The sequence below is a fragment of the Micromonospora sp. NPDC049230 genome (assembly GCF_040647875.1).
GTDB lineage: Bacteria > Actinomycetota > Actinomycetes > Mycobacteriales > Micromonosporaceae > Micromonospora.
The window spans coordinates 1-25,951 of record NZ_JBEZCZ010000050.1 but is presented as its reverse complement, the minus strand read 5'-3'; the positions used below and the strand labels follow the sequence as shown (position 1 = coordinate 25,951).

Annotated in this window: 29 protein-coding genes; 9 read left to right on the top strand and 20 right to left on the bottom strand. The window is 71.6% G+C overall.

The window, feature by feature from the left end; all coding sequences use genetic code 11:
* Positions 1-38: 38 nt before the first annotated feature.
* From AB0A95_RS30080 to AB0A95_RS30060, 5 genes are read right to left on the bottom strand one after another with little or no spacing between them, the layout of a single operon-like run.
* On the bottom strand, positions 39-446 hold the full coding sequence (locus AB0A95_RS30080; protein ID WP_357559100.1) for a hotdog domain-containing protein: 408 nt from the start codon (positions 444-446) through the stop codon (positions 39-41).
* Positions 443-1,198, bottom strand: a complete 756-nt coding sequence (locus AB0A95_RS30075) for an OAM dimerization domain-containing protein (RefSeq protein WP_357559099.1) — start codon at positions 1,196-1,198, stop codon at positions 443-445. Before AB0A95_RS30075 ends, AB0A95_RS30080 begins: the two co-directional genes overlap by 4 nt.
* Positions 1,195-2,754 carry a lysine 5,6-aminomutase subunit alpha gene (locus AB0A95_RS30070; protein WP_357559098.1) on the bottom strand — a complete coding sequence of 520 codons (1,560 nt, stop codon included), beginning with the start codon at positions 2,752-2,754 and terminating at the stop codon, positions 1,195-1,197. The genes AB0A95_RS30075 and AB0A95_RS30070 overlap by 4 nt, the downstream gene beginning before the upstream one ends.
* On the bottom strand, positions 2,751-4,316 hold the full coding sequence (locus tag AB0A95_RS30065) for an amidohydrolase family protein (protein WP_357559097.1): 1,566 nt from the start codon (positions 4,314-4,316) through the stop codon (positions 2,751-2,753). Before AB0A95_RS30065 ends, AB0A95_RS30070 begins: the two co-directional genes overlap by 4 nt.
* Before the next feature lie 4 nt (positions 4,317-4,320).
* On the bottom strand, positions 4,321-5,370 hold the full coding sequence (locus AB0A95_RS30060; protein ID WP_357559122.1) for a zinc-binding alcohol dehydrogenase: 1,050 nt from the start codon (positions 5,368-5,370) through the stop codon (positions 4,321-4,323).
* A gap of 153 nt (positions 5,371-5,523) precedes the next feature.
* On the opposite strand from AB0A95_RS30060, the gene AB0A95_RS30055 reads away from it, so the two are divergent.
* Positions 5,524-6,915 carry a lysine 2,3-aminomutase gene (locus AB0A95_RS30055; RefSeq protein WP_357559096.1) on the top strand — a complete coding sequence of 464 codons (1,392 nt, stop codon included), beginning with the start codon at positions 5,524-5,526 and terminating at the stop codon, positions 6,913-6,915.
* Positions 6,916-6,967: 52 nt separating this feature from the next.
* Here the strand turns inward: AB0A95_RS30055 and AB0A95_RS30050 are convergent, their stop codons facing one another.
* Both AB0A95_RS30050 and AB0A95_RS30045 read right to left on the bottom strand, forming a co-directional pair.
* A complete protein-coding gene (locus AB0A95_RS30050; protein WP_357559095.1) occupies positions 6,968-7,207 on the bottom strand; it encodes a hypothetical protein in 240 nt (79 codons plus the stop codon).
* 136 nt (positions 7,208-7,343) lie between these two features.
* A complete protein-coding gene (locus AB0A95_RS30045) occupies positions 7,344-7,892 on the bottom strand; it encodes a helix-turn-helix domain-containing protein (RefSeq protein ID WP_357559094.1) in 549 nt (182 codons plus the stop codon).
* Positions 7,893-8,006: 114 nt separating this feature from the next.
* Here AB0A95_RS30045 and AB0A95_RS30040 point away from each other — a divergent pair, with 114 nt between their 5' ends.
* Positions 8,007-8,951: an NADP-dependent oxidoreductase gene (locus tag AB0A95_RS30040; protein ID WP_357559093.1), complete on the top strand. Its 945-nt coding sequence runs from the start codon at positions 8,007-8,009 to the stop codon at positions 8,949-8,951.
* A 3-nt stretch (positions 8,952-8,954) separates the two neighbouring features.
* Here AB0A95_RS30040 and AB0A95_RS30035 read toward each other — a convergent pair whose 3' ends face one another.
* The 3 genes from AB0A95_RS30035 to AB0A95_RS30025 form a co-directional block, all read right to left on the bottom strand.
* Positions 8,955-9,830 carry a polysaccharide deacetylase family protein gene (locus tag AB0A95_RS30035; RefSeq protein WP_357559092.1) on the bottom strand — a complete coding sequence of 292 codons (876 nt, stop codon included), beginning with the start codon at positions 9,828-9,830 and terminating at the stop codon, positions 8,955-8,957.
* Positions 9,831-10,003: 173 nt separating this feature from the next.
* Positions 10,004-10,345 carry a YnfA family protein gene (locus AB0A95_RS30030; RefSeq protein ID WP_357559091.1) on the bottom strand — a complete coding sequence of 114 codons (342 nt, stop codon included), beginning with the start codon at positions 10,343-10,345 and terminating at the stop codon, positions 10,004-10,006.
* 74 nt (positions 10,346-10,419) lie between these two features.
* Positions 10,420-10,614 carry a CsbD family protein gene (locus tag AB0A95_RS30025; RefSeq protein WP_357223182.1) on the bottom strand — a complete coding sequence of 65 codons (195 nt, stop codon included), beginning with the start codon at positions 10,612-10,614 and terminating at the stop codon, positions 10,420-10,422.
* A 155-nt stretch (positions 10,615-10,769) separates the two neighbouring features.
* Between AB0A95_RS30025 and AB0A95_RS30020 the strand changes: the two genes are divergently transcribed.
* Complete coding sequence (locus AB0A95_RS30020; protein WP_357559090.1) at positions 10,770-11,381, top strand: histidine phosphatase family protein; 612 nt, start codon at positions 10,770-10,772, stop codon at positions 11,379-11,381.
* Here AB0A95_RS30020 and AB0A95_RS30015 read toward each other — a convergent pair.
* Entirely contained in the window at positions 11,311-11,841 is a 531-nt protein-coding gene (locus tag AB0A95_RS30015; protein ID WP_357559089.1) for an Lrp/AsnC family transcriptional regulator, read from the bottom strand. The two genes, AB0A95_RS30020 and AB0A95_RS30015, sit on opposite strands and share 71 nt — an antisense overlap.
* A 92-nt stretch (positions 11,842-11,933) precedes the next feature.
* Entirely contained in the window at positions 11,934-13,076 is a 1,143-nt protein-coding gene (locus AB0A95_RS30010; protein WP_357559088.1) for an acyl-CoA dehydrogenase family protein, read from the bottom strand.
* A gap of 234 nt (positions 13,077-13,310) precedes the next feature.
* Between AB0A95_RS30010 and AB0A95_RS30005 the strand changes: the two genes are divergently transcribed.
* A complete protein-coding gene (locus AB0A95_RS30005; protein WP_357559087.1) occupies positions 13,311-14,678 on the top strand; it encodes a glycosyl hydrolase family 18 protein in 1,368 nt (455 codons plus the stop codon).
* A 37-nt stretch (positions 14,679-14,715) separates the two neighbouring features.
* Here the strand turns inward: AB0A95_RS30005 and AB0A95_RS30000 are convergent, their stop codons facing one another.
* From AB0A95_RS30000 to AB0A95_RS29980, 5 genes are all read right to left on the bottom strand, one after another.
* The gene (locus tag AB0A95_RS30000; protein WP_357559086.1) at positions 14,716-15,603 is read right to left on the bottom strand and encodes a winged helix-turn-helix transcriptional regulator; all 888 of its coding nucleotides are present in this window, start codon (positions 15,601-15,603) and stop codon (positions 14,716-14,718) included.
* Between the two features lie 194 nt (positions 15,604-15,797).
* A complete protein-coding gene (locus AB0A95_RS29995; RefSeq protein ID WP_357559085.1) occupies positions 15,798-16,448 on the bottom strand; it encodes a hypothetical protein in 651 nt (216 codons plus the stop codon).
* 14 nt (positions 16,449-16,462) lie between these two features.
* The gene (locus AB0A95_RS29990; RefSeq protein WP_357559084.1) at positions 16,463-17,353 is read right to left on the bottom strand and encodes a WXG100 family type VII secretion target; all 891 of its coding nucleotides are present in this window, start codon (positions 17,351-17,353) and stop codon (positions 16,463-16,465) included.
* Entirely contained in the window at positions 17,350-17,676 is a 327-nt protein-coding gene (locus tag AB0A95_RS29985) for a type VII secretion target (protein WP_357523766.1), read from the bottom strand. Before AB0A95_RS29985 ends, AB0A95_RS29990 begins: the two co-directional genes overlap by 4 nt.
* Positions 17,673-18,089 carry a YbaB/EbfC family nucleoid-associated protein gene (locus tag AB0A95_RS29980; protein ID WP_357559083.1) on the bottom strand — a complete coding sequence of 139 codons (417 nt, stop codon included), beginning with the start codon at positions 18,087-18,089 and terminating at the stop codon, positions 17,673-17,675. Before AB0A95_RS29980 ends, AB0A95_RS29985 begins: the two co-directional genes overlap by 4 nt.
* A gap of 192 nt (positions 18,090-18,281) precedes the next feature.
* On the opposite strand from AB0A95_RS29980, the gene AB0A95_RS29975 reads away from it, so the two are divergent.
* Complete coding sequence (locus AB0A95_RS29975) at positions 18,282-18,509, top strand: hypothetical protein (RefSeq protein ID WP_357559082.1); 228 nt, start codon at positions 18,282-18,284, stop codon at positions 18,507-18,509.
* Between the two features lie 58 nt (positions 18,510-18,567).
* The gene (locus tag AB0A95_RS29970; protein ID WP_357559081.1) at positions 18,568-19,497 is read left to right on the top strand and encodes a 5'-3' exonuclease; all 930 of its coding nucleotides are present in this window, start codon (positions 18,568-18,570) and stop codon (positions 19,495-19,497) included.
* Positions 19,498-19,648: 151 nt separating this feature from the next.
* On the opposite strand, the gene AB0A95_RS29965 is transcribed toward AB0A95_RS29970, so the two are convergent.
* Together AB0A95_RS29965 and AB0A95_RS29960 are read right to left on the bottom strand one after the other, a co-directional pair.
* Entirely contained in the window at positions 19,649-20,365 is a 717-nt protein-coding gene (locus AB0A95_RS29965; protein ID WP_357559080.1) for an isocitrate lyase/phosphoenolpyruvate mutase family protein, read from the bottom strand.
* A gap of 37 nt (positions 20,366-20,402) precedes the next feature.
* Positions 20,403-20,705, bottom strand: a complete 303-nt coding sequence (locus AB0A95_RS29960) for a GNAT family N-acetyltransferase (RefSeq protein ID WP_357559079.1) — start codon at positions 20,703-20,705, stop codon at positions 20,403-20,405.
* A 130-nt stretch (positions 20,706-20,835) separates the two neighbouring features.
* Between AB0A95_RS29960 and AB0A95_RS29955 the strand changes: the two genes are divergently transcribed.
* The 3 genes from AB0A95_RS29955 to AB0A95_RS29945 all read left to right on the top strand — a co-directional run bounded on the left by AB0A95_RS29955 (position 20,836) and on the right by AB0A95_RS29945 (position 25,034).
* Positions 20,836-21,531 carry a DUF1223 domain-containing protein gene (locus AB0A95_RS29955; protein WP_357559078.1) on the top strand — a complete coding sequence of 232 codons (696 nt, stop codon included), beginning with the start codon at positions 20,836-20,838 and terminating at the stop codon, positions 21,529-21,531.
* A 40-nt stretch (positions 21,532-21,571) separates the two neighbouring features.
* Positions 21,572-21,976 (top strand): MmcQ/YjbR family DNA-binding protein, encoded by a 405-nt coding sequence (locus AB0A95_RS29950; protein WP_357559077.1) that lies wholly within the window; start codon positions 21,572-21,574, stop codon positions 21,974-21,976.
* Between the two features lie 157 nt (positions 21,977-22,133).
* Positions 22,134-25,034 carry a glycosyl hydrolase gene (locus AB0A95_RS29945; RefSeq protein WP_357559076.1) on the top strand — a complete coding sequence of 967 codons (2,901 nt, stop codon included), beginning with the start codon at positions 22,134-22,136 and terminating at the stop codon, positions 25,032-25,034.
* Between the two features lie 104 nt (positions 25,035-25,138).
* On the opposite strand, the gene AB0A95_RS29940 is transcribed toward AB0A95_RS29945, so the two are convergent.
* The coding region (locus AB0A95_RS29940) for an endo-1,4-beta-xylanase (protein ID WP_357559075.1) at positions 25,139-25,951 on the bottom strand (813 nt) is incomplete at its 5' end.

Below are 25,951 nucleotides of genomic sequence, written 5' to 3'. Positions count from 1 at the left end.
GTTTCCCTGTTCGCGACCGCGGGGCTCGCAAACCCGGCTCACTCCTCGCGACTCACGCTGGCGGGCGGCACGACCACGGTGCCGGTCGCGGTGACCGCCACGATCGGCGGATCGAGGACCTCGGCGGCGGACGCCGAGCGGTCCGGGCGGCCCCGGCACACCACCGCGCAGGACAACTCCAGGGTGCGGCTGCGGGCGCCGACCCGCGACACCCGCGCGGTCACCTCCACCACGTCACCGGCGTGAATCGGGGCGCTGAACCGCACGTCGGAGTACCCGGCGAACAGACCCTCGTCACCGTCGGTGCGGATGCACACCTCCGTCGCGACGTCACCGAACAACCCCAGGGCGTACGCCCCGTCGACGAGGTTGCCCGCGTAGTGGGCGTGCGAGTACGGCACATACCGCCGGTGCGTCACCGTCAACCCGAGCCGTGCGTCGGTCATACGTTCGCCTTCCGCTGCGTGATCAGGGCGTGCACGAGGTAGCTGGCCACCTCGCCGGGCGTGGTGCCCCGACCGAAGATCCGGTCCACGCCCAACTCGTCGGTCATCGACTCGTCGAACCGGGGACCACCGACGATCAGCAGCGGCCGCCGCCCCGCCGGCATCGCCTCCCGGAACGCCGCCGACATCTCCCGGGTGTTGTGCAGGTGCGCGTCGCGTTGGGTGACCACCTGCGACACCAGCACCGCGTCGGCCTTCTCCACCCGGGCGGTCTCCACCAACTCCGGCACGCTGACCTGCGCACCCATGTTGGTGACCTTCAACTCCCGGTAGTACTCCAGGCCCTTCTCCCCCGCGATGCCCTTGACGTTGAGGATCGCGTCGATGCCCACGGTGTGCGCGTCGGTGCCGATGCACGCCCCGACCACCGACAGCTTGCGCCGCAACCGCTGCTTGATCACCGTGTTGACGTCCTTCGCCGACAGCAGCGCGAAGTCCCGCTCCACCACCTGCACCGCGCCCAGGTCGACAAGGTGGTTGACCCGCCCGTACACCACGAAGAACGTGAACCCGTCACCCATGCCCTTGGCGTGCACCACCATCGCCGGGTCGATGCCCATCTTGTTGGCCAACTGCACCGCCGCGCCCTCGGCCCGCTTGTCGTGGCCCACCGGCAGGGTGAACGACACCTGCACCATCCCGTCACCGGTGGTGTCCCCGTACGGCCGCACGATCTGCTTCTCCCCGCTCACGCGGCAGCCTCCAGGATGTCGGTGGCCGGGTTGCAGTAGTCGGCCTCGTGCGCGGCGACCCCGTCCAGGCCCTTACCCCGGTCGGCGGGCCGCTTCATGATCCCGAACGTGCCCTCGGCGATCGCCGTGAGCAACGTCTGCTCCCCGATGCGCTCCAACAGGTCCAGCGCCTCACCGAGGACCTGGTTGGCGCGGCGACGGATGAACCCACCCGGCGCCGGCACGAAATCCTCGTGCAACCCACCGGCGGCACCCAACACGTACCGCACGTTCTGTAGGGCGATGTCCCGATCCGACAACCACGGCGTCACCACCGCCTCGGTCATCATCCCCACCAGCAGGATGCCCTGACCGGTCAGCGCCCCCGCCAGGTTGAAGAACCCGTCGAGCAGGTTGCCCCGGAACACGTCACCGGTCATGTGCTTCGTCGGCGGCATCCACTTCAACGGCGCGTCCGGGAACAACTCCCGCGCCAACAGGGCGTGCGCCAACTCCAGGCGGAACGACTCCGGCACCTCCGGGTTGATCTCGAACGCGTGCCCCAACCCCAACTGCCAGTCCGCCAACCCCGCCTCGTGCGCGAAGAACTCGTTGAGCAACTGCGACACCGTCACCGTGTGCGCCTCGTCGACAGCGTCGGCGGTGGTCAGGTAGTTGTCCTCACCGGTGTTGATGATGATCCCCGCCCGGGCGTGCACCTGCCGGGAGAACCGCTGGTCGACGAACGTGCGCACCGGGTTGATGTCGCGGAACAGAATCCCGTACATCGAGTCGTTGAGCATCATGTCGAGGCGTTCCAACCCGGCCAGGGTCGCCATCTCCGGCATGCACAACCCGGACGCGTAGTTGGTCAACCGCACGTAGCGGCCCACCTCCCTCGACGACTCGTCCAACGCCGCACGCATCAACCGGAAGTTCTCCTGCGTGGCGTACGTGCCGGCGAACCCCTCCCGGGTCGCGCCCTCGGGCACGTAGTCCAACAACGACTGCCCCGTGGAACGGATCACCGCGATCACGTCCGCACCGGCGCGCGCCGCCGCCTGCGCCTGCGGAATGTCCTCGTAGATGTCACCCGTGGCGACGATCAGGTAGATCCACGGCCGCTGCTTCGGGTCACCGTGGCGCTTGACCAGACGGTCCCGCTCGGCGCGCCGCCTGTCGATCCGCCGAATGCCCGCACCGACCGCCCTGCGCGCCGCCGACCGGGCAGCCGTGGCGGCCCGACCCGACGGCACGGCGAACCGCACCGACCCGGCGGCGGCCTTCTGCGCCAGCAACGTCACATCCGTGATTCCCTCACGGGCCAGGGCGTCGAACACCGGCACCGCCACCCCGTGCCCCAACCCCACATCCGCGGCGACCGCGTCGACGAGCCGGTTGACCCACGGAATGCCGTCCGGGTCGGCGCCGCTCACCCCGGCCAACCGCAGCACCGCCCGCTCCACCGACACCGTCGTGTGGCTACGCGCCAGGTCCACCACCGGCTGCCCGGCCCGCCGCGCCAACTCCCGCGCCCGCGCCACCAACACCGGATCAAGATCAAGCTTCCCGGTCATGATGACCCTTCCTCGTAGATGACCTCACCGCGCAGCACCAACCGCCGACACACCGGCAACGGCGTCGGATCGTCCGGACCCCGCAACTCCGGGTCCTCGGCCAGCAACACCGGCAGACCCCGCTCCACCCCCGCCGGCGTCGACCACACCGCGAACGTCGCCGGCGCACCCAGCGCCAGCACCCCCTCGGTGTCCAGGTGCACCGCCCGCCACCCACCACGGGTGTGCGCGGCGAACGCCGCCCGCACACTCATCCGCTGCGCCCGGTTGTGGTGCGCCGCAGCCGCCCGCACCGACCCCCACGGGTCCAGCGGCGTCACCGGCGAATCCGACCCGAACGCCAACGCCACACCCACACCGTGCATGGCACCCATCGGGTTCGACTCCAACGCCCGGTCCAGACCCAGCCGCGACTCGTACATCCGACCCGCGCCACCCCACAACCTGTCGAACGCCGGCTGCATGCTCGCCACCACCCCGTACTCCACGAACCCGGCGATCAACCGCTTGTTCATGACCTCCGCGTGCTCGATGCGGTGCCGGGCGGCACGCAACCGCTCCACCCCCAGCGTCCGCGCCGCCTGCGCGAAACCGTCGAGGACCGTGCCGATCGCCGCGTCACCGATCGCGTGGAACCCGCCCTGCAAACCGTGCGCCGCGCAGCCCAGCAGATGATCACGCACCTGCTCGGCGCTGAGGTAGCCGTGCCCACAACCGTCACCGTCGCCGTACGCCTGCGACACGTGCGCCGTACGGGCACCCAACGCACCATCGGCGAACAGGTCACCACCGGCACCCACAGCCCCCAACTCCCGGGCCCGCGCCGCACCACCCAACTCACCCCAGTACCCGTACACCTCCGGCAACCCCGCACCCGAAATGCCCAGCAGACCGGTGAAGTCCTCCTCGTCGGAGATCTCCGGCCCACCACACTCGTGCACCGCCGCGATCCCCAACGACGCCGCGTGCGACAGGGCCACCCGCTGCGCGGCGACCCGCTGCGCCCGACTCACCGACCCCTGCGCCGCCGCCCGCACCACATGATGCGCGTCGCGCCGCAACCACCCCGACGCGTCGTACCCGGTCGCCCCCACCACCTGCGGACACGCCGCCAACAACGCCGACGACACCAACGCCGAATGCAGCGACGCCTGCGACACGTACACCTGCCGCCCACCGGCCGCCCGGCCCAACGCCGCCGCGTCCGGCACCGTCGCATCCGACCAGACCGACTCGTCCCAGCCGTGCCCGAGCACCACCGCGTCCGCCGGCAGACCCGCCGCGAACCCGGCCACCGCGTCCAGCAGCTGCCCCGCCGAGCGCACCCCGGCCAGATCCAGCCCGGACAACGCCAACCCGGTGTCGGTGGCGTGCACGTGCGCGTCGACGAACGCCGGCGTCACCAGCGCACCACCCACATCCACCACACGGTCGGCCGGCGGCGCGTCACCGTCGGTCCCCAACCAGGTGATCCGCCCACCGGACACCAGCAGCGCGGTGGCGCTCGGGTCGGCGGGACAGTGCAGCACGCCGCCGCGGTACAACGTCGAGGGGTTCGTCATGACCTCAGTGTGCCGCGATCCGCGCCGCGAAGAGCTGACGCACCCCGGGCTCGGAGCGCAGCAGCCCCAACGCCAACTCCGCGTGCCCCGGCACGTACCCGTTGCCCACCAGCATCGTCACGTCCGCGGCCAACCCCTCGGCACCCAACGCGGCCGCGGAGAAGCTCGTCGCCATCGAGAAAAAGATCACCGTGCCGCCGTCCGCGGTGGCCAGCACCGCCCCGTGCTCACACCCCGGCACGTCCACGCACACCACGGTGACGTCCGCCGGCGCCCCCAGGGCGGTGGTCACCGCCGTGGACAACCCCACCGGGTCCCGCGCGTCGGCCACCGCCACCACCGACGCCAGACCGGCGGCCGTCAGCGCGTCGCGCTCCGCCGCCACCGGCACCACCCCGACGGTACGCGCGGCACCAGCCCGCCGCGCCGCCGCGAGGGACAGCGACCCGCTCTTACCGGCCCCACCGATCACCGCCACCCGCACCGGCGTCGAATCACCGACGCGACCACGATCCTCGACGTAGCGCGACACCACCCGCGCGGTCAACGCGGGCGCCCCGCACACGTCCAGCACCGCCAGGGACAACTGCGGGTCCTCGTCCTCGGGCAGCACCGCGGCGATGGACCGCGCGAACAGGATCGCCCACCCGTCACACGGCACCTGCTCGCTGCGCCCGTCCCAGCCGGCCAGCCCGTCGGTGATCACCAGCGGCGTCAGGGTCAACGACACCAGGGTGGCGACCCGCTGGCCCACCCTGAGCCCCAGCGGGGACCGCCGACCGGCCTCCTCGACGGTGCCGATCAGCATCCCACCCGACCCGGTCACCGGGTTCTGCATCTTGCCCCGCGTGGAGATGATCTCCAGCACCTCGGCGCGGACCGCGGCACCGTCCCCGCCGTGCTTCTCCGACAACTGTCGGAAACTCGCCGCGTCCAGGTTGAGCCGCCGCACCCGGATCCGCACCTCGTTCGGCGCGATCGCCGCCGACGCGTCCAGGCGCCAAGCCGCCTGCGGCAGCACCCCCGCCGGCTGCACGACGCGGTGCAGTCCCACCGGTGACGTCACGCCAACCTCCCCTGCCCAGCCGCCCGAAGCCCCGGTCAAGGCTCGCGTGACGGGAAAACTTACGGCAGACTAGTTTCTGTACCGAATATTTTCCAGTAGCGTTCGGGCTCCGATGATCAGCAGCACCACCGAGGAGGGGCCGTGACCCAGACCATCCCCCAACCCCGTCACGCCCCGGTCCCCACACCGACCGCCGGGCAACCGTACGAATACGTCCGCCGCCCCCTCGTCGAACCCGACTGGACCCGCTTCCCCGGCTGGCGCCACGTCACCCGCGACCAGTGGGAATCCGCCCAGTGGCAACGCGTCAACTGCGTCAAGAACACCAAACAACTCCGCGCCGTCCTCGGCGACCTCGTCGACGACACCTTCTACGCCGACCTCGAAGCCGACCAACAGGCCCTGGCCACCATGTCCATGCTGGTGCCACCCCAAATGATCAACACGATGGTGCCGTTCGCGACCCCCACCACCGAGGCGCTGCTCGCCGACCCCATCCGCCGCTACATGATCCCCGTCGCCTCCGACCGCCGCACCGACTGGCCGTCACACCCCTACGCCAGCCGCGACAGCCTCCACGAACACGACATGTGGGTCGCCGAAGGCCTCACCCACCGCTACCCCACCAAGGTCCTCGCCGAACTGCTCTCCACCTGCCCGCAATACTGCGGGCACTGCACCCGCATGGACCTCGTCGGCAACTCCACCCCCGCCGTCGACAAACTCAAACTCACCCTCAAGCCCGTCGACCGCTACGACGCCCACATCGCCTACCTCAAGGCCCACCCCGGCGTCCGCGACGTGGTCGTCTCCGGCGGCGACGTCGCCAACGTCCCCTGGCGCAACCTCGAGTCGTACCTCATGCGCCTGCTGGAACTGGAGACGGTCCGCGACATCCGACTCGCCACCAAGGCCCTCATGGGCCTACCCCAACACTGGCTGCAACCCGACGTCGTCGAAGGCCTCGAACGCGTCGCCCGCACCGCCGCCCGCCGCGGCGTCAACCTCGCCATCCACACCCACGTCAACCACGCCCAGTCACTCACCCCACTCGTCGCCAAGGCCGCACAGACCGCCCTCGACGTCGGCGTCCGCGACGTCCGCAACCAGGGCGTGCTCATGCGCGGCGTCAACGCCACCACACCCGAACTACTCGACCTCTGCTTCGCACTCCAAGGCGAAGCCGGGATCCTGCCGTACTACTTCTACATGTGCGACATGATCCCCAACGCCGAACACTGGCGCGTCCCGGTCTGGCACGCCCAACAACTCCAGCACGACATCATGGGCTACCTCCCCGGCTACGCCACCCCCCGCATCGTCTGCGACGTGCCCTTCGTCGGCAAACGCTGGGTACACATGCTTACCGACTACGACCGCGAACGCGGCATCTCCTACTGGACCAAGAACTACCGCACCTCCATCGAGTCCGCCGACCTGGAGGCGCTCAACAAGCGCTACGCCTACTACGACCCGATCGACACCCTCCCCGCCGACGGCCAGCAGTGGTGGCACGACCACCGCGACGACTGACCCACCGACGGCGGCACCCCCGGATTCCCCCCGAGGGTGCCGCCGTTCCCCGTCACCGGCAGCCCAGGGCCCGCACATACCCGGCCCGCACCGTCCCCGCCGCGACCTCGTCGGCGTACTCCCAGAACACCTCCGCCCAGTCACCGGCCCCGTCCAAATCCCGCAGCACCCGCCACCCGTGGCTGCCCCGCAACGCGTCCGCGGCCCGCCGCACCGCGGCCTCGTCCCCGCTCGCCCGCGCCCGCTGCCACTCCGCGATCCACCCGCACCCGACCCGGGACGTCACACCCACGCCGAACTGGTCACCAGGAAGGTCTCCGCGACGACGTCAGCCGCGTCCTCCGGAAGCGGTCCTCGTCCTGCTCTGCCCCTGAGCTCACGTCCAATCCATGTCCGGTGCGACCACAAACCGTGACAGCCCGCACCAGTCAGGCGCGGATACCGGCGAGCACGAGACCGGCGACCCTACCGATCACCTGGGCACTCGTCGTCGCCGGCAACCGCCGTAGCGACGCGATGGCCAGCAGGCCGGCCCGGACATCGCCCACGTCGACGCCGTCGCGCAGCACACCCGCGGCCCGCGCCCGTACGACGAGCACATTCAACGCCCGCGCATGCTCCCGCCGCTCCTCCTGGAACGCCGCACCCACCTCACCCGGCCCCAACAACGCCTCGTTGAGCGCCCGGTCATGGATCTGCCGCTCAGCGAACTCGCGCACCACCCCCGACAGCGCCCGCCACGGGTCCGGGTCGTCGAGCGCGCGGCGCATCCGCACACCGCAGTCCTCGACACGCTCGGCCAAGACCGTCGCGACCAACTCCGTACGCGTCGGAAAGTGCCGGTACAGGGTCGCCACCCCCACCCCAGCCCGTCGCGCCACCTCCCGCATGGGCACCCCGAGCCCCGCCGACGCGAACGCCGCCCGCGCCGCCGCCACCACCCGATCACGGTTGAACCGGGCATCGGCACGCCGCATCTGAGACATCCTCGGCCAGTTCCCCTCTCACTTTGACCCCACAACGGAACAGCTGCTCCGTTTCCCGCCTACGGTACGACCACCGCCCCCTCACCCCAGGCAGAGGAGCCCTTCATGTTCGCCGTCCAGTACGACCGGTTCGGTGGCCCCGAGGTACTCCACCTCGGCGCCACCGACGCGCCCCACCCCCGGGCCGGCCAGATCCGCATCCGCCTCCAGGCCGCCGGGGTCTCCCCCGCCGACGTCAGCCTCCGCTCCGGCCGCACCCCGATGAGCGCCCAACTACCGCTGCCCCACATTCCCGGGGTCGACGCGGCCGGCATCGTCGACGAGATCGGCGACGACGTCGACGATGTGACAGTCGGCGACCACGTCTTCGGCGTCGTCGAGCTGACCAGACTCGGCGGCGCGAGCGCACAGTTCGCGGTACTACAGCTCTGGACGCACAAGCCCATCACCATGCCGTGGGCCCAGGCGGGCGCGGCTGGCACCAGCATCGAGACCGCCACCCGAGCCCTCGACCTGCTGGACCTACGGCCCGGCCTGACGCTCCTCGTCGACGGCGCCGCTGGTGGCGTCGGCAGCATCGCCATCCAACTCGCCGCCGCCCGAGGCATCAACGTCATCGGCACCGCCCGCGCCGCCAACCACGACCTCCTCCGCCAGCTCGGGGCGACACCGCTCACCTACGGCCCCGACCTCACGAACCGCCTCGACGCCCTCGGCGTGACCCGGGTCGACCGCGCCCTCGACGTCGCCGGCGCCGGGTCCCTGCCCGAACTGCTCCACCTCACCGGCGACCCGACAGCGGTCGTCACCCTCGCCGACTTCACCGCCCCCACGCACGGCGTCCGCCTGTCGATGGGGCAACTGGCGGGCGAACCCGACGGCCGCCACGGCCTGCCCGCAGCAGCCGAACTGTTCACCGAGGGCCGGTTCAGGGTACCGATCGACGCCGCCTTTCCCCTTGAGAAGGCGGCCGACGCGCACCAGGCGGCCGAACGCGGATCCCGCCGCGGCAAGATCGTCCTGACTGTCGACGACGTGCGGGAGAGCTGAGCCTCAGCCGCCGGCCAGCACCTCGGACAACGGCGCCGGCTCCAGCCCTCGCTCGCGCAGCCCGGCCAGGATGTGCGGCAACGCCTCGTCGGTCATCGCCGCGTTCGCCTCGGTCACGTGCATGATCACCACAGAGCCGGGGCGGACGTGATCCAACACCGCCCGCACCAGCGGCTTCCACGCGGTAGCGAAGGGATCACCACTGACCACGTCCCCGTCGACGACAGTCACACCCAGCGGCGCCAGGGCATCCAGCGTCGCCGCGTCGTGGCACAGCCCCGGAAAGCGGAAGTACCGGGTCTGCCGACCCCCGTACGGCTTGATGACCTCGAACGTCTTCGCCACGTCCCCGGCCAACTTGTCCACCGGCAGCGAGGGCAGGTCATAGCAGTCAGCGGTGAACGCCGCGTGCCCGTAGGTGTGGTTGGCCAACTCGAAGCGCGGGTTGCCGGCGATCCGCTTGGTCACGTCCGGATACCGCTGCACCCACTTGCCGGTCAGGAAGAACGTGGCCGGCACCTCGTCGCGCTCCAGCAGGTCGAGGATGCGCAGGTTGGCGTACGACGTCACCCGACCGGCACGCAGACTGGCCAACATCGCGTCGGTCATGTCCGCGTCGAAGGTCAACGCGACCCGGTTGCCCCGACGTGGCCCGTGATCCACCACCGGCGCCCGGGTCCCCACCCGCGTCGCCCCCGGGACGGCCGACGCCCCCTGCGGCGCGGTGGCGCTGACCGACGGGGCGGCCGTGGTCTCGGATGAGCCGACGAAGGCCGGTCGCTCCGTCGGGGGCACCCGGGACGCCGAGCACGCGGCGCTGCCGAGAACAGCCGCCGCCACCAGGACGCCCCACAGCGGGCGACTCCACTGTCGAATCACGCGGCAGATCATCGCAGAAGTGAACGAGGCTCACTGCCCCTCGGCACCGCCCCGGACCGGCCGGATCACCGGTCGTCGCCGCTGATCCACTCGGGTTTGCCAATACCGCGCTGTCCCATCCGCCTGGACACCCCGACATCATCAAACCCGAGTCGATCACCCGAACGGCGCGGCTACGCCGAGCCGCCCCGGGGGGCGTACATGATGACCGCCACGCCGAGCAGGCAGAGCGCCGCACCGGCCAGGTCCCACCGGTCCGGGCGGAAACCGTCCACCACCATCGCCCAGCCCAACGAGCCAGCCACGAACACCCCACCGTACGCGGCCAGGATCCGGCCGAAGTGCGCGTCCGGCTGGAACGTGGCGACGAACCCATAGCAGCCCAGCGCGACCACACCGGCGGCGATCCACCACAGGCCCCGCTGTTCGCGCCAGCCCTGCCACACCAGCCAGGCGCCACCGATCTCGGCCAACGCCGCCAACGCGAACAACACCAGGGAACGCAGCACCGTCACCCGCCGACACTAGCCGCGGACAGCGACAGGCCCCCGGGCGGCAGTGCCACCCGGGGACCCGTGAGCCGCTCAGGTCACTTCGTGAACGAGTCCTTCACGTTGCGACCAGCGTCCTTCATGTTCTGACCGGCCTGCTTGGCGCGCGCGTCACTCTCCTGGCTGGCGCCCTCGCCACGCATCCGCTCGTTGTCGGTCATGTCGCCGACGCGCTCCCGTGCGGCGCCAGCCATCTGCTCGACCTTGTTCTTGGCCTTCTCGGTGAAGCTCATCGCGCCTCCTCGGTCTGGCGATTGTCCTCGCTCGCTTGCCCGCTCTCCGGGTGTCGAAACGGCGGTGCCGGTCGGCACACCCGTTATGGCATCCTAGGAAGATAGGTTGTGGGAGGGTCGCCTGCCGGGGCCGGACACGATGGTTAACTTGCCGCATGGGAGAGCTCCTGCTGATCCGACACGGCGAAACCACCTGGAGCGCCAGCCTGCGGCACACCTCGTACACCGATCTGGAGCTGACCCCCGACGGCGAGCGACAGGCGCGCACCCTCGCCGCGTTCCTGGCCGGGCGGCGGTTCGCGAGAGTGCTGGCCAGCCCCCGCTCCCGGGCGCTGCGCACCGCACAGCTCGCCGGCCTCACCGTCGACGCCGTCGACGAGGACCTCAGCGAGTGGAACTACGGCGAGTACGAGGGCCGCACCACCGTCGACATCCACGCCGACCAGCCGCACTGGAACATCTGGACCGACGGCTGCCCCGGCGGCGAGTCACCCGCGCAGGTGGGCGAACGACTCGACCGGGTACTGGCGCGGGTCACCCCCCTGCTCGACCAGGGCACCGTCGCACTTGTCGGGCACGCGCACAGCCTGCGGGTCCTCGGCGCCCGCTGGATCGGCCTCCCCCCGTCCGCCGGCGGGCGGCTGCGCCTGGAGACCGCCACGGTCAGCGCGCTCGGTCACGAGCACGGCCGGCAGGTCATCCTGCGCTGGAACCAGCCGGCTCCTCCGGCGCCCGGGACCGCGACCGACTCGGTGCCGCCGCGTTGAGCTGCCCCGGTGCCGCGGCGCTGATCTTCGGCGGCCGATTCTCGTACGGGGTGGACAGCACCACAGTGGTCCGGGTCGTCACGTTCGCCGACGTGCGGATCTCCTGGAGCACCCGCTCCAGGTCGGTCGGGCTCGCCACCCGCACCAACAGCAGGTAGAAGTCCTCCCCCGCCACCGAGTAGCACGAGTCGATCTCGGGCAGGTGGGCCAGCCGCTCCGGCGCGTCGTCCGGCTGCGACGGGTCGAACGGACGGATCGCCACGAAGGCGGTGAGCGGCAGGTCCAGCGCCTCGAACGACACCCGGGCGGCGTACCCCCTGATCACCCCACGCTGCTCCAGCCGACGCACCCGCTGGTGCACCGCGGACACCGACAACCCCACCCTCTCGGCCAGGTCGGTGTACGACAGTCGGCCGTCGGCGGTCAGCGCGGCGACGATAGCGCGGTCGATCTCCTCCACGGCGTGCAACCTACCGGGAAAACGGCCCGACGGCGACGAGGTACCCGCCGGGTCGGCGGCGGTGGGACCCACCGCCGCCGACCCGGCGCTGCTCAGCCCTTCGCCAACGCCCGGGAAATCACCATCCGCTGGATCTGGTTGGTGCCCTCCACGATCTGCAACACCTTGGCCTCGCGCATGTACCGCTCCACCGGGTGGTCGGCCACGTAACCGGCGCCGCCGAGCACCTGCACCGCGTCGGTGGTCACCCGCATCGCCATGTCGGTGGCGAAGAGCTTCGCCTTGGCCGCCTCGATCGCGTACGGGCGGCCGGCGTCGCGCAGCCGGGCCGCGGCGAGGGCCAGCGCACGGGCGGCGGAGATCTGGGTCGCCGCGTCGGCGAGGAGGAAACCCAGTCCCTGGAAGTCGATGATGGATCGGCCGAACTGCTGCCGCTCCCGGGCGTAGGAGACCGCGTAGTCCAGGGCCGCCTGGGCCAGCCCGACCGCGCAGGCGGCGATGCCCAGGCGACCGGAGTCGAGCGCGGACATGGCGATGGTGAAGCCCACGCCCTCGCCGCCGATCAGCCGGTCGGCAGGCACCCGCGCCTCGTCGAAGGCGATCTGCGCCACCGGGGAGGCGCGTAGCCCCATCGTCCGTTCGGGCGTCTGCGGGGTGATGCCGGCCGTGCCCGCGTCGGCGAGCAGGCAGGAGATCCCCTTCGGCCCGGACCCGCCGGTGCGGCAGAAGACGTTGTAGAAGTCGGCGGTCCACGCGTGGGTGATCCAGGCCTTGGTGCCGGACACCAGGTACGCGTCGCCGTCCCGAACCGCCCTGGTGCTCAGCGCCGCCGCGTCCGAGCCACCCTGCGGCTCGGAGAGGCAGTACGCGCCCAGCAGTTCCCCACCGATCATGTCCGGCAGCAGCTTGCGCTGCTCGTCACTGCCGAACGCGAACACCGGGTAGCAGGACAGGGTGTGCACGCTGACCGCCTCGGCGACCGCGAGCCAGCGGCTGGCCAGGATCTCCAGCACCTGCAGGTACACCTCGTAGGGCTGGGCCGCGCCGCCGTACTCCTCGGGGTAGGGCAGGCCGAGCAGGCCGGCACGGCCGAGGGTCCGGAGCACCTCGCGGGGGAACTCGGCGCGCTCCTCGAAGGCGGCGGCCTTCGGCGCGAGCTCGCGGTCGGCGAGCTCGGTGGCAAGACCCAGCAGGTCGTGGGCCTCGTCGGTGGGCAGGATCCGGTCGACAGTCATAGCGCGATGAGCTCCGTGGGGGTGGTGGTGAGCCGTTGCACAAGCTTAACGGTCGTTTGGGTAAACCCCCATATCGGTTCCGGCGCCGGAAATCCACAGGTGTTGATTGACGCGGACAGTTAACACTCTTTAAGATTTGGCTGCCTCGAGGCCCACCCGTTCCTGCGTCCCGCACCTCCGCCCGCGACAACCCTGCGCGGGTGGCGTCGTCCCCCGCCCACGGGAAGGCCCCCGATGTCCTCACCACTGCGCCGCGCCCTCGCCGCCGGCCTGCTCGCGCTGGCCACCGCCGGCGCCACCCTCACCGTCACCTCCACCGCCGCGCAGGCCGTGGTGCTGCCCAACAACTTCAAGAGCGTCGGCTACATGCCCTCCTGGGCCGGCAACATCAACACGATCCAGTACAACAAGCTCACCCACATCAACTACGCCTTCGTCCTGCCCAACAGCGACGGCAGCCTGCAGGGGGTCGACGGGGCCCGACTGTCCTCGCTGGTCTCGCAGGGACACGCCAACAACGTCAAGGTGTCGATCGCGGTCGGCGGGTGGAACGACGGCAACGACTCGGCGTTCGAAGCCCTGGCCGCCAACTCCGGCAGCCGGACCGCCTTCGTCAACAACCTGGTCAACTTCGTCAACCAGTACAACCTCGACGGCGTCGACATGGACTGGGAGTACCCCGACCCGGGCACCTCGGCCAACAACTACACGGCGCTCATGACGCAGCTCGGCGGCGCCCTGCACAGCCGCGGCAAGCTGCTCACCGCCGCCGTGGTCTCCGAGGGCCCCAGCGTGCAGGGTGTGCAGACGGCCGTCTTCAACCAGGTCGACTGGCTCAACATCATGGCGTACGACGGCGGCAACCCCCACGCCAACTACGACTGGTCGATCAACAGCATCAACCTGTGGAAGGCACGCGGCCTGCCGGCCAGCAAGGCGGTGCTCGGCATCCCGTTCTACAGCCGCCCGGTCTACTACAACTACTCGTACATCGTCGGCCTGGACCCGGCGAACGCCAACCGGGACTGCGCCACCATCGGCGGGTCGCAGCAGTGCTGGAACGGCATCCCGACGGTCAAGCGCAAGACGCAGTGGGCGTTGGCCAACGCCGGCGGCGTGATGAACTGGGAGCTGAGCCAGGACACCAGCGGCTCGACCTCACTGCTCAGCGCCATGTACGACACGATCATGGGCGGCACCACCCCGCCGCCGACCGGTCGCACCGGCCAGATCACCGGCCTCGGCGGCAAGTGCGTCGACGTGGCGGCGGCCAGCACCGCCAACGGCGCCGCCATCCAGCTCTACGGCTGCAACGGCACCAACGCCCAGACCTGGACGGTGGCCGGCGACAGCACGCTGCGCGCCCTCGGCAAGTGCGCCGACATCGCCAGCGGCTCCACCGCCAACGGCGCGAAGGTCCAGCTCTGGGAGTGCAACGGCAGCGGCGCCCAGGTGTGGCAGGCCCAGTCCAACGGCACGTTGCGCAACCCGCAGTCGAACAAGTGCCTGGACGTCACGGACAACAGCTCCGCCGACGGCACCCGGCTACAGATCTGGGACTGCTTCGCCGGCGCCAACCAGCGCTGGACGCTTCCCGCCTGACCGTACGGCCCGCCCGGTCCCCGGCCGACGCCCCGCGTCAGCCGGGGACCCGCGCGTGCGCGCGGGCCAGGGTGAGCATCTCCTGCACCGAGCCGGCCGGGTCGGTGACCGGGAACTGCACGGCACGCACCACCGCCGCCGGGTCGACAAGCAGCGTCAGCCGCTTGAACCGGGTCACACCGCCGGCTCGGAAGACCGGCAGCAGCAGCCCCGCGGCCAACCGGCCGTCCTGGTCGGACAGCAACGGAAACGGCAGCCCGGCGTACGCGGCGAAGTCGGCGAGCTGGTCCGGGCGCTGGGTGCTGATCCCGTGCACCCGCACACCGGCGGCCTGGAAGTCCCTGTGACGCTTGGCGTACGTGCTCGACTCCAGTGTGCAGCCCCGGGCGCCGGGGATCTCCGCCCAGCCCGGCGGATAGCCGGGCGTCCCCGGCGCGTACGCCCCGGGAAAGAGGTAGAGGACCGCCCAGGTGTCCATCGTCGCCAACGCGACCGGCCGACCGTCGGGACCGGGCAGGACGATCTCGGGCAGTCGCCGCCCGACCAGGTGGTGCACCCGGCGTGCCTCGGCGGAGTCGGCGGCGGCCGTGGCGGTCAGGTCACCGTCACCCATGAGATGCCTCGTTCCCCAGTCCTGTAGGGCGATCAGCACCGGCAGCAGCCCCTCGCCCCGAGCGGTGAGCAGGTAGTCGTGGCGCGGTGGGTGTCGCGAGTAGGGCCGGCGCTCCAGCACCCCGTGCTCGACCAGGGCGGCGAGGCGTTCGGTGAGCGCCCGCCGGCTGACGCCCAGCTCACGGTGCAGCGCGTCGAAGCGGGTCGTCCCCCCGGCGACGTCGCGCACGATGAGGAACGTCCACCAGTCCCCCAGTACGCCGAGCGCCTGCGCGATGCCGCAGTCCGCATCGGCGAGATCCTCTCGCCGCACCCGCTACCTCCGTCGGTCCCACCCGACTATAGTGCGTTCCAGATTGGGACTCACTGGTTCGACGAACGGGGGTCGACGGCCTGCGCGTCGACGATCGGGCCGGAGTCTTCCGCCGCTGGCGGACCGCCAGTATGACAAGCACGGCCGGCCCGGTGGCCCTGCCGCCGACGCCCGTCGGGGCGGTGCCACCGGGATCATCCGGCGCGGGACGACGCCATCCGCAGCGCGGTCGCGGCGTCCGGCGGGCCGAGCACGATCCACGAGCCGTCGGCGAAGAGCACGGCGAGACGCCCGATCGTGCCGCCGGGCAGCGCGTCGAGGCGGACCACCGACTCCACGCCCACCTGCCAGGCCACCTCCAGGGGCACGTCCCGGCCCACCGGGCCGGGCCCCTGCCAGGCCGCCCGCACCTGGCCGGCCGCCGCCGCGAGGCGATCCCGCAGACCGCCGCCGGCGGGCGGCTGCGTCGGGGCCGGTCGCCCGCCCTGACGGCGCAACACCAGCACCCGCCGGTTGGTCAGCGCCAGCACCTGGGCGACAGTGGGCTCGGGCAGTCGCTCGTCCAGCCCGACGCCCACCGAACCGGGCGGGCCGCCGAGCACCCCGTTGCGGGCCGCCTGATACCACTCCACCCCGGGGCCGGTGGAGGCGGTCACCCCGACGGCGTCCCAGGCCAGCCCCTCCGCCACCCGCAGCGGGTTCAACTCGGCACGGAACACCTCCCCCGCCGAGCGGCGGCCCGGGACGCGGGTGAACCAGCACGCGTCCCGCAGGGTCTCGCCCGGGGCCAACACGGCCCCCACCTGAGCGAGCAGCTCCGCTCGGCGCGCCGCCTGCTCGTCCATCGATCCTCCCCGCGTCACGGCGCCCGGTCGGCTGCCGGGTCCGTCCAGGAACTCACGGTACGCCGCCAACGACTGCCGTCGCCGTCGTCACCGCGGCGCCGGTCCTCGTACTCGTCGGCGGAGGAGTTGATGACCAGGTCACCGACCGACTCCAACCCCTCGCCGACGATCGACCCGTCCAGCGGGGTGGCGAGCTTGATGCCCACCTTCAGCCAGTGCTTCGGGCCGTACAGCTTGTTGATGGTCCACGCGGCGATCTTGCCGACGGTGCCCAGCGCCTTGAGGGCCTCCATCATGGCCTTGTACGCCTCCAGCGCCCGGTGCAGTTGCGCCAGGATCCGGGTGGTCCGGCTGACCGCGATGCCGGTCTCCGCCGCCGAGGCGACGGCGGCCGCCGCCTCGGACGCACCGGCGGTGATGATCGCCAGCGCCTGCGCGGCGAGCCAGGTGATCACCAGCCACTCGACCAGCTCCCGGATGATGGTCCGGATGATCTCCTCGCAGTCGCGCAGGTCCATCGCGGTGTCACCGAGGCTGTCGGCGGTCCGGGCCATCTCCGCGGCCGCCGCGTCCAACCCCTGCACCAGCGCGTCGATCCGCTTGGCGTACGCCTCGGCCGCCTGCCCGGTCCACTCCGGACGCAACGCGTCCAGGCCCTGCCGCTCCCGCTCGGCGACCTGCCGCAGCTGCGTGGCGGCGTTGCGCCAGGCACCCGCGTGCGCGTCGAGCTGGTCGGGGTCGCCGACGCACAGCTCCAGCAATTGCAGCAGCGGCCAGACGAACGGGTAGAGCAGCGCGTCCAACCCGGTGTTGAGCGCCTCGGAAGCAGGACTGGTGACCTGGTCCCAGGTGTCGCGGGCCTGCTGGTAACCAGTGGCGACGTCGACGGCGTTGGGCTGGGTCATGACCGCTCCGGGTACTGGCTCGCCAGGTGGTCGGCGTTGCCCGAGTCGGTGTGCTCGTACGCCTCGGCGTTGGCGTGCAACCCGTCGGCCAGGTCGTGCAGGTACTGGACGAGCGCCTCCAGCGAGGTCACCTCGTCGGCCACCCAGCCGCGGTAGCCGGCATCCAGGCCGGCCATCTGCCCGATCACGCCGAAGAGGTTGCCCTGGGCGGTGGCCGACTCGACGGTGCGGGCGGTCGACTCGGCGGCCCCGGCCACGGCCTCCTGAGCAGCGGCCGCCGCGCGCAGCGCCGCCGGCTGGACGGTGAAGCCGTCGCCGCTCACCGACGCCTGCCGAACTGGTCGTCGGCGGAGTCGAGCTGCTCCGCGGCGGCGCGGAACCGGCCCTTGTCGACAGCCCGGTCGACCATCGACCGCACGTCGACGGCCCCGCCGGTGGCCGGGCCGATGAGCTCCTGGACCACCTCGGCCTGCCGCCGCCCGGCCTCGGCCGCGGCCTCCCGCTGGGTCGCCACGATGCGCTCCGCCAACTCCTGCGGCCCCAGCCGCAACGCCGAGGTGCTCAGCGTGAGCCGGACCGGCATCCCCCCGGGTGCCACCACCGCGACGACGCCCTCCGGGGACTGCGCCTCGCCGTAGAGCCGCTCGGGGTCGTCACCGAGCTCGGCCAGCCCCGCGAACCGCTCCCGCGTGTCAGCCACCAACCGCCCGAACCAGGCCCGGGTCTCGTCACTCACACTCACCGTCACCCCCGTCAGAACCGTACGAGCGACGAGCGTACCGATGCCGGTCCAACCTGGCTGTCCCGTGGCGCGACTTCGCGTGCGCGCGGATCCGCCAGCGCCGCGGGTTTTCCCCTTCGAACGGCGGACGGGGCCATAGCCTGGTTCCGGGGACGCCCGCGCGGGCCACCCGGCCGGGAGGATCACGTGGCAACGAACGAGGCGAACCGGACGGCCACCCGCCGACGCCGTCAACTGTGGGCCGGGGTCCTCGCGCTCGTCGGCCTGGTCCTGCTGATCATCGGCGTCACCGTGGCCGACGGCGTCGCGGCCTGGGTCGAGGTGGTGGTCGCGATCCTGCTGCTGGTGACCAGTTACCTCGTGCAGCACCTGGCCCGGCGGGCGACCGTCTACCGGCACGACGAGCGGCGCTGACACCGCCGACGGCCGGGCGTACCCCGGATCGTCGGGGGCTTGTGCCAGGCTGTCCGGCGTGGCACACCGACCCCCGATCCTGCTGATCGACGCAGCCAGCCTCTACTTCCGGGCCTACTTCGGCATCCCGGAGTCCGCCGCGCGCACCGCGGACGGCACCCCGGTCAACGCGGTGCGCGGCTTCCTCGACATGCTCGCCACCCTCATCCGCGGGCGCGGCGCCGACCGGATGGTCTGCGCACTGGACCACGACTGGCGTCCCGCGTGGCGGGTCGACCTGTTGCCGTCGTACAAGGCGCACCGGGTCGCGCCACAGGGCGACGAGATCGTTCCGGACACCCTCTCCCCGCAGGTGCCGATGATCCTGGAGGTGCTGGCCGCGGTCGGCATCACCGCCGTCGGCGCGACCGGCTACGAGGCCGACGACGTGCTCGGCACGCTCTCGGTCACCCAACCGGGGCCGGTCGAGGTGGTCTCCGGCGACCGCGACCTGTTCCAGCTCATCGACGACACCCGGCCGGTCCGGCTGCTCTACGTCGGGCGCGGCGTGGCCAAGCTCGACGACTGCGACGACGCCGCCGTGCGGGCCCGCTACGGCGTGCCGGCCGACCGCTACGCCGACTTCGCCGCGCTGCGCGGTGACCCCAGCGACGGGCTGCCCGGCGTGGCGGGCGTCGGCGAGAAGACCGCCGCCCGGCTCATCGAGCGCTACGGCACCATCGCCGGCATCCTGGCCGCGCTCGACGACTCCGACTCGTCCTTCGCGCCGGGCCTGCGCACCAAGCTGGCCGCGGCACGCGACTACCTGGCCGTCGCGCCGACGGTGGTCCGTGTCGCACTGGACGTGCCGCTGCCGGAGCTGACCACCGCGCTGCCGACCGCCCCGGTCGACCCGGACCGGCTGCTGGCGCTCGCCCAACGCTGGAACCTGGCCGGCTCCGCCCGCCGTCTGGTCGACGCCCTCGCCGCCCGCGCCGACGCCGCCTGACCGCCCGATCCGCGACGCCGGGCCCGCTGCGCAGGGCCGCGGGCGTGGTCGCCGCCGTTGACCGTGGCGCAGGCGGGCGTGGTCGCCGCCGTCCACGGCGGCGCAGGCGGGCGTGGTCGCCGCCGTTGACCGTGGCGCGGGCGGCCCGCGCTCAGGCGCGCAGCCGCGCGGCGAGGTCGCCGATCGCGCCCGTCGCGTACCGCTGCATCCCGGGGCCGAAGGTGACGCGCGTGACGCCGTGGCGGCCCAGCTCGGCCACCGACTCCCGGTCCGGGTCGGCGGCCATGTTGAGCGGGCCCGCGATGCCCTCCCGCAGCGCCGGGAGCACCGCCAGCGGCGCCAGGATCGGGTATACGCAGTCGGCCCCGGCCGCCACGTAGAGGCGGGCACGTTCCACCGCGTCGGCGGGGTCACCCGTCCCGACCAGGAAGGTGTCGACACGCGCGTTGACGACGAGCGCGTCACCCGCCTCCGCCCGCACCTCGGCCAGCCAGTCCGCGTGCCGCCGCGGGTCCTTCAGCGTGCCGTGCCCGTCGGAGTCCTCAAGGTTGCAGCCGACGGCGCCGGTCTCCAGGAGCCGTCCGACCAACTCGGCAGGGGCGAGGCCGTAACCGCCCTCGACGTCGGCGGAGACGGGAACGGACACCGCGCGGACGATCCGCGCCACCGCCGCGAACATCTCCTCCGGCGGTGTCGCGCCGTCCTCGTACCCGAGCGAGGCGGCGACCCCGGCGCTCGGTGTCGCGAGCGCCGGGAAACCGGCGTCGGCGAACACCCGGGCGCTTGCCGCGTCCCAGGGCCCCGGCAGGACGAGCGGGTCCCCCACGGCACGGCCGTGGTGCAGGGCGCGGAAGGTGGACGCTGTCATCGCTGGACTCTCCCGAAGGGGTGCGGTCAGGCGGTGCTTACTTGATCTTCCGGGTGGTCCGGACCACGATGCCCTCGTACTCCGGGTGTTTGACGACCCAGTCGGCGAGGAACGGACAGATCGGCACGACTGTCCGTTCCCTGGCCCGCGCGTCGTCCAGCACCGCGCGCGCCAGTGTCGACCCGACGCCTTTGCCCTCGAACGCCGGATCGACCTCGGTGTGGGTGTAGGCGATGATGCTGCCGGTCAGCTGGTAGGTGACAAAGCCGGCAAGCGCACCCGCCTCGTCGCGCGCCTCGAAACGCTCCCGCTCCGGCGCGTCTGTCACGGTGATCTGCACCCGCCCATCCAATCACCCCACCCCGCCCCCGCCCACCGCGCGGCCGGGGTGAGGTGACGCCGCGCGCATTCTCCGGACGGCAACGGGAAACGCAGCGTCGCCGGTCGTCACCTGGGAGGAGACGCGCCGCATGACGAACCCGTCGAGGGACCTCGGCTTCGCCGTCGTGGAGATGTTCACCTCGCAGGGCTGTTCGAGCTGCCCTCCCGCGGAGGAGGTGCTGACCGAGATCGAGCGCGATGCCCGGCAACGGGGGCAACCCGTCTTCGCCCTCGGCTTCCACGTCGACTACTGGGACGATCTGGGCTGGCCCGACCGCTTCGCGGACGCGGCGTACACCGCACGGCAGGAGGCGTACGCCCGCGCCTTCGGCACCGGACGGCTGTACACACCGCAGATGGTCGTCAACGGCACCGTCGAGTTCGTCGGGTCCGACCGTCGGCGTGCGGCCGGCGCGATCGCCTCCGCCCTGACGTCGACCGCCACCACGCCGGTCACGCTCACCGCACCGGACCTCGACGGGCAGCGGCTGACTGTGGACTACCAGACCGCGCAGCCGCCGCGGGGTGCGGTGCTGCACGTGGCGATCGTGGAACGCGGCCTGGACAGCGAGATCGCCCGGGGGGAGAACGCCGGACGGACGCTGCGACAGGACAACGTGGTCCGCGCCTTCACGTCCGTGGATCCGCACACCGAGCGGGGACGGGTGGAGTTGGCGGCGCCCCCCGATCTCGACCCGCGCGGCGCCACTGTCGTCGGCTACGTGCAGGAGAGCGGCACCCGGGCCATCCTCGGTGCCGCCGCCGTCGACCTGTCCACCGCGTAATCTCGGCACATGCTGATCGTGCACGGTGCGGGGGGCCTCGGTGGCTGACGCCGACGACGTACGCCGGGTGGCGCTGGCCCTGCCGCACGTGGTGGAGAATCCCAGTGACGGCTTCGACTTCCGGGTGGCCGACAAGGGCTTCGTCTGGTCCTACCCGGAGCGCGTCCCCGGAAAGCCCCGGGTGATCCGACTCGACATCGCCGTGCTGTTCGTCGGTGACGAGGCCGAGAAGCAGGCGCTCCTGCTCGGCGAGCCCGACCTCTTCTTCACCACGGCCGGCTACCACGGCCTGCCCCTGGTGCTGCTGCGGCTGGCGGCGGTGGACCTGGACCGTCTGCGCGAGCTGGTGACCGACGCGTGGCGGATGCGGGCACCCGAGGCGCTCCTGGGCGACGTCGACGACGGCGCGTCGGTCGCCGCGACGGAAGCGGGCGCCAGACCCTAGCGACATCGGTACGCAACGGGTTCGACACATTGACGGGGATCTCGGTGCTCCACTACCGTGACCTGTGAGAGCGCTCTCTCACTTGACCTTCCCCCCAATTCAGACGCACCGCGTCGGGCCCGGCAAGGGCCGCATCCCGGCGCGCGATGGAGGCACCATGACACCTCCCGTCCCCCGCCGCCGCTGGGCCCTGGCCGCGGCCACCGCTCTGGCCCTGGTCGTCGGCGGTCTCGCGATCCCCGTCACCCGCGCCGCCGAGGCCGCACCCGTGGGCGCCGGCAGCTACACCACCACCGCGGTCGGCCCGCTTCCCAGTGGATGCGGCGCGATGTCCAGCAACCCCCGGCAGTTCGCCACCGCCAACGCGCCGGCCGGGCCGATACCCACCAACGACTGGTGGTCCTCGCTGCTGTGGAAGCGCACCGACTGCTCCTTCAGCGAACCGCTGCACGCCCACCCGATCTCGTACGACACGTTCACCGACGGCCTGGGCTTCTCCGCCAACTCCACGCCCGCCATCAGCGGCACCGCGACCGGCGTCGGCGAATACCACTACCCCTACGTGCAGGACATCCGGGTCGGTGTGGCCGGGCTCGCCGCGCCCCAGGTCAAGGTGGACGGCTGGACGGACTGGACGGTCAGCCCACACTGGAGCGACGGCACCCGCACCATGCGCGCCACCATCGGCCACGGACTGCCCTTCGCGTACTTCCAGACCACCGGCGGCGACGCGGTGATCGGCACCGCCGGCACCCCCGAGGTGTGGTCCTCGGGCGGCGCCACCATCGGCTTCCGGGTCAACGGTCACGACTACGTCGGGTACGCGCCCAGCGGCGCCACCTGGACCGTCGCCGGGGGCCGGATCTCGTCCACTCTCGCCGGTCGGGGCTACTTCTCCGTCGCCCTGCTGCCGCCGACGTCCAGCGCCACGGAACGCGCCGACCTGGCCGCCACCTACGGCCGGTACGCGCACGCCCACGTGACCGGCACCCAGGTGTCGTACGCGTACAACCCGGCGACCAGCGGCCTGAGCACCACGTACGCGTTCACCACCACCGCCCGGGAGGGCACCGCCACGCGGACCGTGGTCAGCCTCTACCCGCACCAGTGGAAGTCGCTGAGCGGGTCCACCGCGATCACGCCGACCTACCCGTCGGCACGCGGACGGATGCGGGTGCTCACCGGCGTCAACCAGTTCCGTACCGCCATGACGTTCCAGGGCATCCTGCCGGAGTTGCCGGCCGTCGGCGACGGCAGCGGCACCGACCTGGCGACGGTGAACAGTCACCTCGCCGCCGCCCGCGCCAACCCGATGGACCAGCGCGGCAACGACACCTACTGGACCGGCAAGGGGCTCGGCCGGGCCGCCCGCATCGCCGAGATCGCCGACCTGGTCAACGACACCGCGACCCGCGACAGCGCGCTGAACGCCATCCGGGGCACGCTCACCGACTGGTTCACCGCGTCCAGCGGCAAGACCAGCCGGGTCTTCTACTACGACAACAACTGGGGCACCCTGATCGGCTACCCGGCGTCATACGGCTCCGACCAGGAACTCAACGACCACCACTTCCACTACGGCTACTTCATCGCCGCCGCCGCGACCCTGGCGAAGTTCGACCCGACCTGGGCCACCAGCAGCCGCTACGGCGGCATGGTGGACCTGCTGATCCGCGACGCCAACAACTACCGCCGCGACGACACCCGCTTCCCCTACCTGCGGGACTTCGACATCTACGCCGGCCACGACTGGGCGTCCGGGCACGGCTCGTTCGGCTCCGGCAACAACCAGGAGTCCTCGTCGGAGGGGATGAACTTCGCCAGCGCCCTCATCCAGTGGGGACAGGTCACCGGCGACACCGCCGTCCGCGACGCCGGCGTGTTCCTCTACACCACCCAGGCCGCCGCGATCCAGGAGTACTGGTTCGACGTCAGCGACCAGAACTTCCCCGCCGCCTTCGGGCACTCGACTGTCGGCATGGTCTGGGGCGACGGCGGCGCGTACGCCACCTGGTTCAGCGGCGAGCCGGAGATGATCCAGGGCATCAACCTGCTGCCGATCACCGGCGGGCACCTCTACCTGGGCAACAACCCGGCATACGTGCGGACCAACTACGCCGAGCTGGTCCGCAACAACGGCGGGCCGCCGACGGTGTGGCAGGACATCCTCTGGCAGTTCCAGGCCCTCGGCGACGCCGACGCGGCGCTGGCGAACCTCCGCGCGAACCCCGGCTACACCCCGGAGGAGGGCGAGAGCCGGGCACACACCTTCCACTGGATCCGCAACCTCGCGGCGTTGGGCACCGTCGACACCACGGTGACCGGCAACCACCCGCTGTCGGCGGTGTTCTCGCGCAACGGCGCGCGCACCTACGTGGCGTCGAACCCGACCGCCGCACCGATCACCGTGACGTTCTCCAACGGCACCACCCTCACCGTGGGAGCGGGCCGGACGGCGACCACCGGGGCGTACACCTGGAGTGGGGGCAACGCCTCCGGCGGCGTACCTCCGACGACAGCCCCACCGACGACCACGCCGCCGACGACCACGCCGCCCACGACGGCCCCGCCCACGACGGCCCCGCCGACGACTGGCGGTCCCACCCGGTACCTGCTGCCCGGAGGTGGGTTGGGCGCCGCCGGCGGCGCGGCCACGACGAGTGTCGCGGCCGCCAACGGCAACCACGACGGTACGCCCACCAACGCCCAGGTCTTCACGGCGACCGGCCTCAACCTCGCCTACGCCGGCGGGCAGTCCGCTGTCGACCTGTTCGTGGACGCCGGAACGTCGGTCGGCAACGGTGTGCAGGCGCGAATCTCCTACGATCTCACCGGCAACGGCAGTTGGGACCGGGTGGAGACGCTGCGCTACTTCGCCACCGACCCGGTGCCCGGCTACGAGCACTACACCCAGAGCGCCGGCCTGGCCTCGGCCACCGGCACGCATGACACGTTGCGCAACGGCACGGTCCGGGTGGAGATCTGGTCGGCGATCGGCAACAACCCCAGCACCGTGGGCATCGGTAACCAGTCGGTGGTGCGGCTGCCGTACTCCTGATCGGTTCGTGCACCGCGAACGGCCGGTGTGCGGGACCAGGAACGGTCCCGCACACCGGCCGACGGGGACGGGTCGGTCAGTAGTGCTCGATCAGTAGTGCTCGGTCAGGAGGCGGTGCAGGTGGGCGTGATGCCAGCCGCGCTGCCGGTGCCCTGGAAGCCGAACTCGGCGACCTGGCCGGCGGCGAGCCGACCGTTGTAGTTGACGTTGGTGAACCCGACAGTGCCGGTGGAGCCACTGGCCGTCGCACTCCAGGTGTTGGTGACACTCGCGCCACTGGGCAGCGTGACGCTGACGTTCCACCCGTTCGTGCCGGCCGAACCGGCGGTGACCTTCACGCTGGCCACGAAACCACCGGTCCACGAGTTGACCGACACCGCCGCCGTGCAACCCTCCGGGCCCGGCGGAGGCGTGGTGGTGGGCGGAGGCGTCGTGGGCGGCGGGGTGGTGGGGCCAGGCGTCGTCGGGCCCGGGGTCGTCGGCGACGGGGTGATGGCGGGGCCGGCGTTGAGGGCGTTCAGGACGCTGGTGTACGCGGCCTTCTTGTTACCGCTGCACTCGAAGAGCAGGGCGTTGTCCGACCCACGCCACGAGTCACAGTCGCGCACGCCCCACGTGGTGATGCCGGTGCAGCGCGAGACGTTCATGCACGCGCGGGTGACCCCGGCGAAGACGTTCGCCTGGTTGCCGCCACTCATCACGTCCAGCTCGGTGATCTGCACGTCCACGCCGAGATCGGCGAAACGCTGAAGATTGGCCTGGTAGTCACTGGACAACGACGTGCCCAGGTGCGACTGGAAACCCACACAGTCGATCGGCACGTCACGGGACTTGAAGTCCCGCACCATGTTGTAGATCCCCGTCGACTTCGCGTTGATCCCGTCGGTGTTGTAGTCGTTGTAACACAACTTCGCACC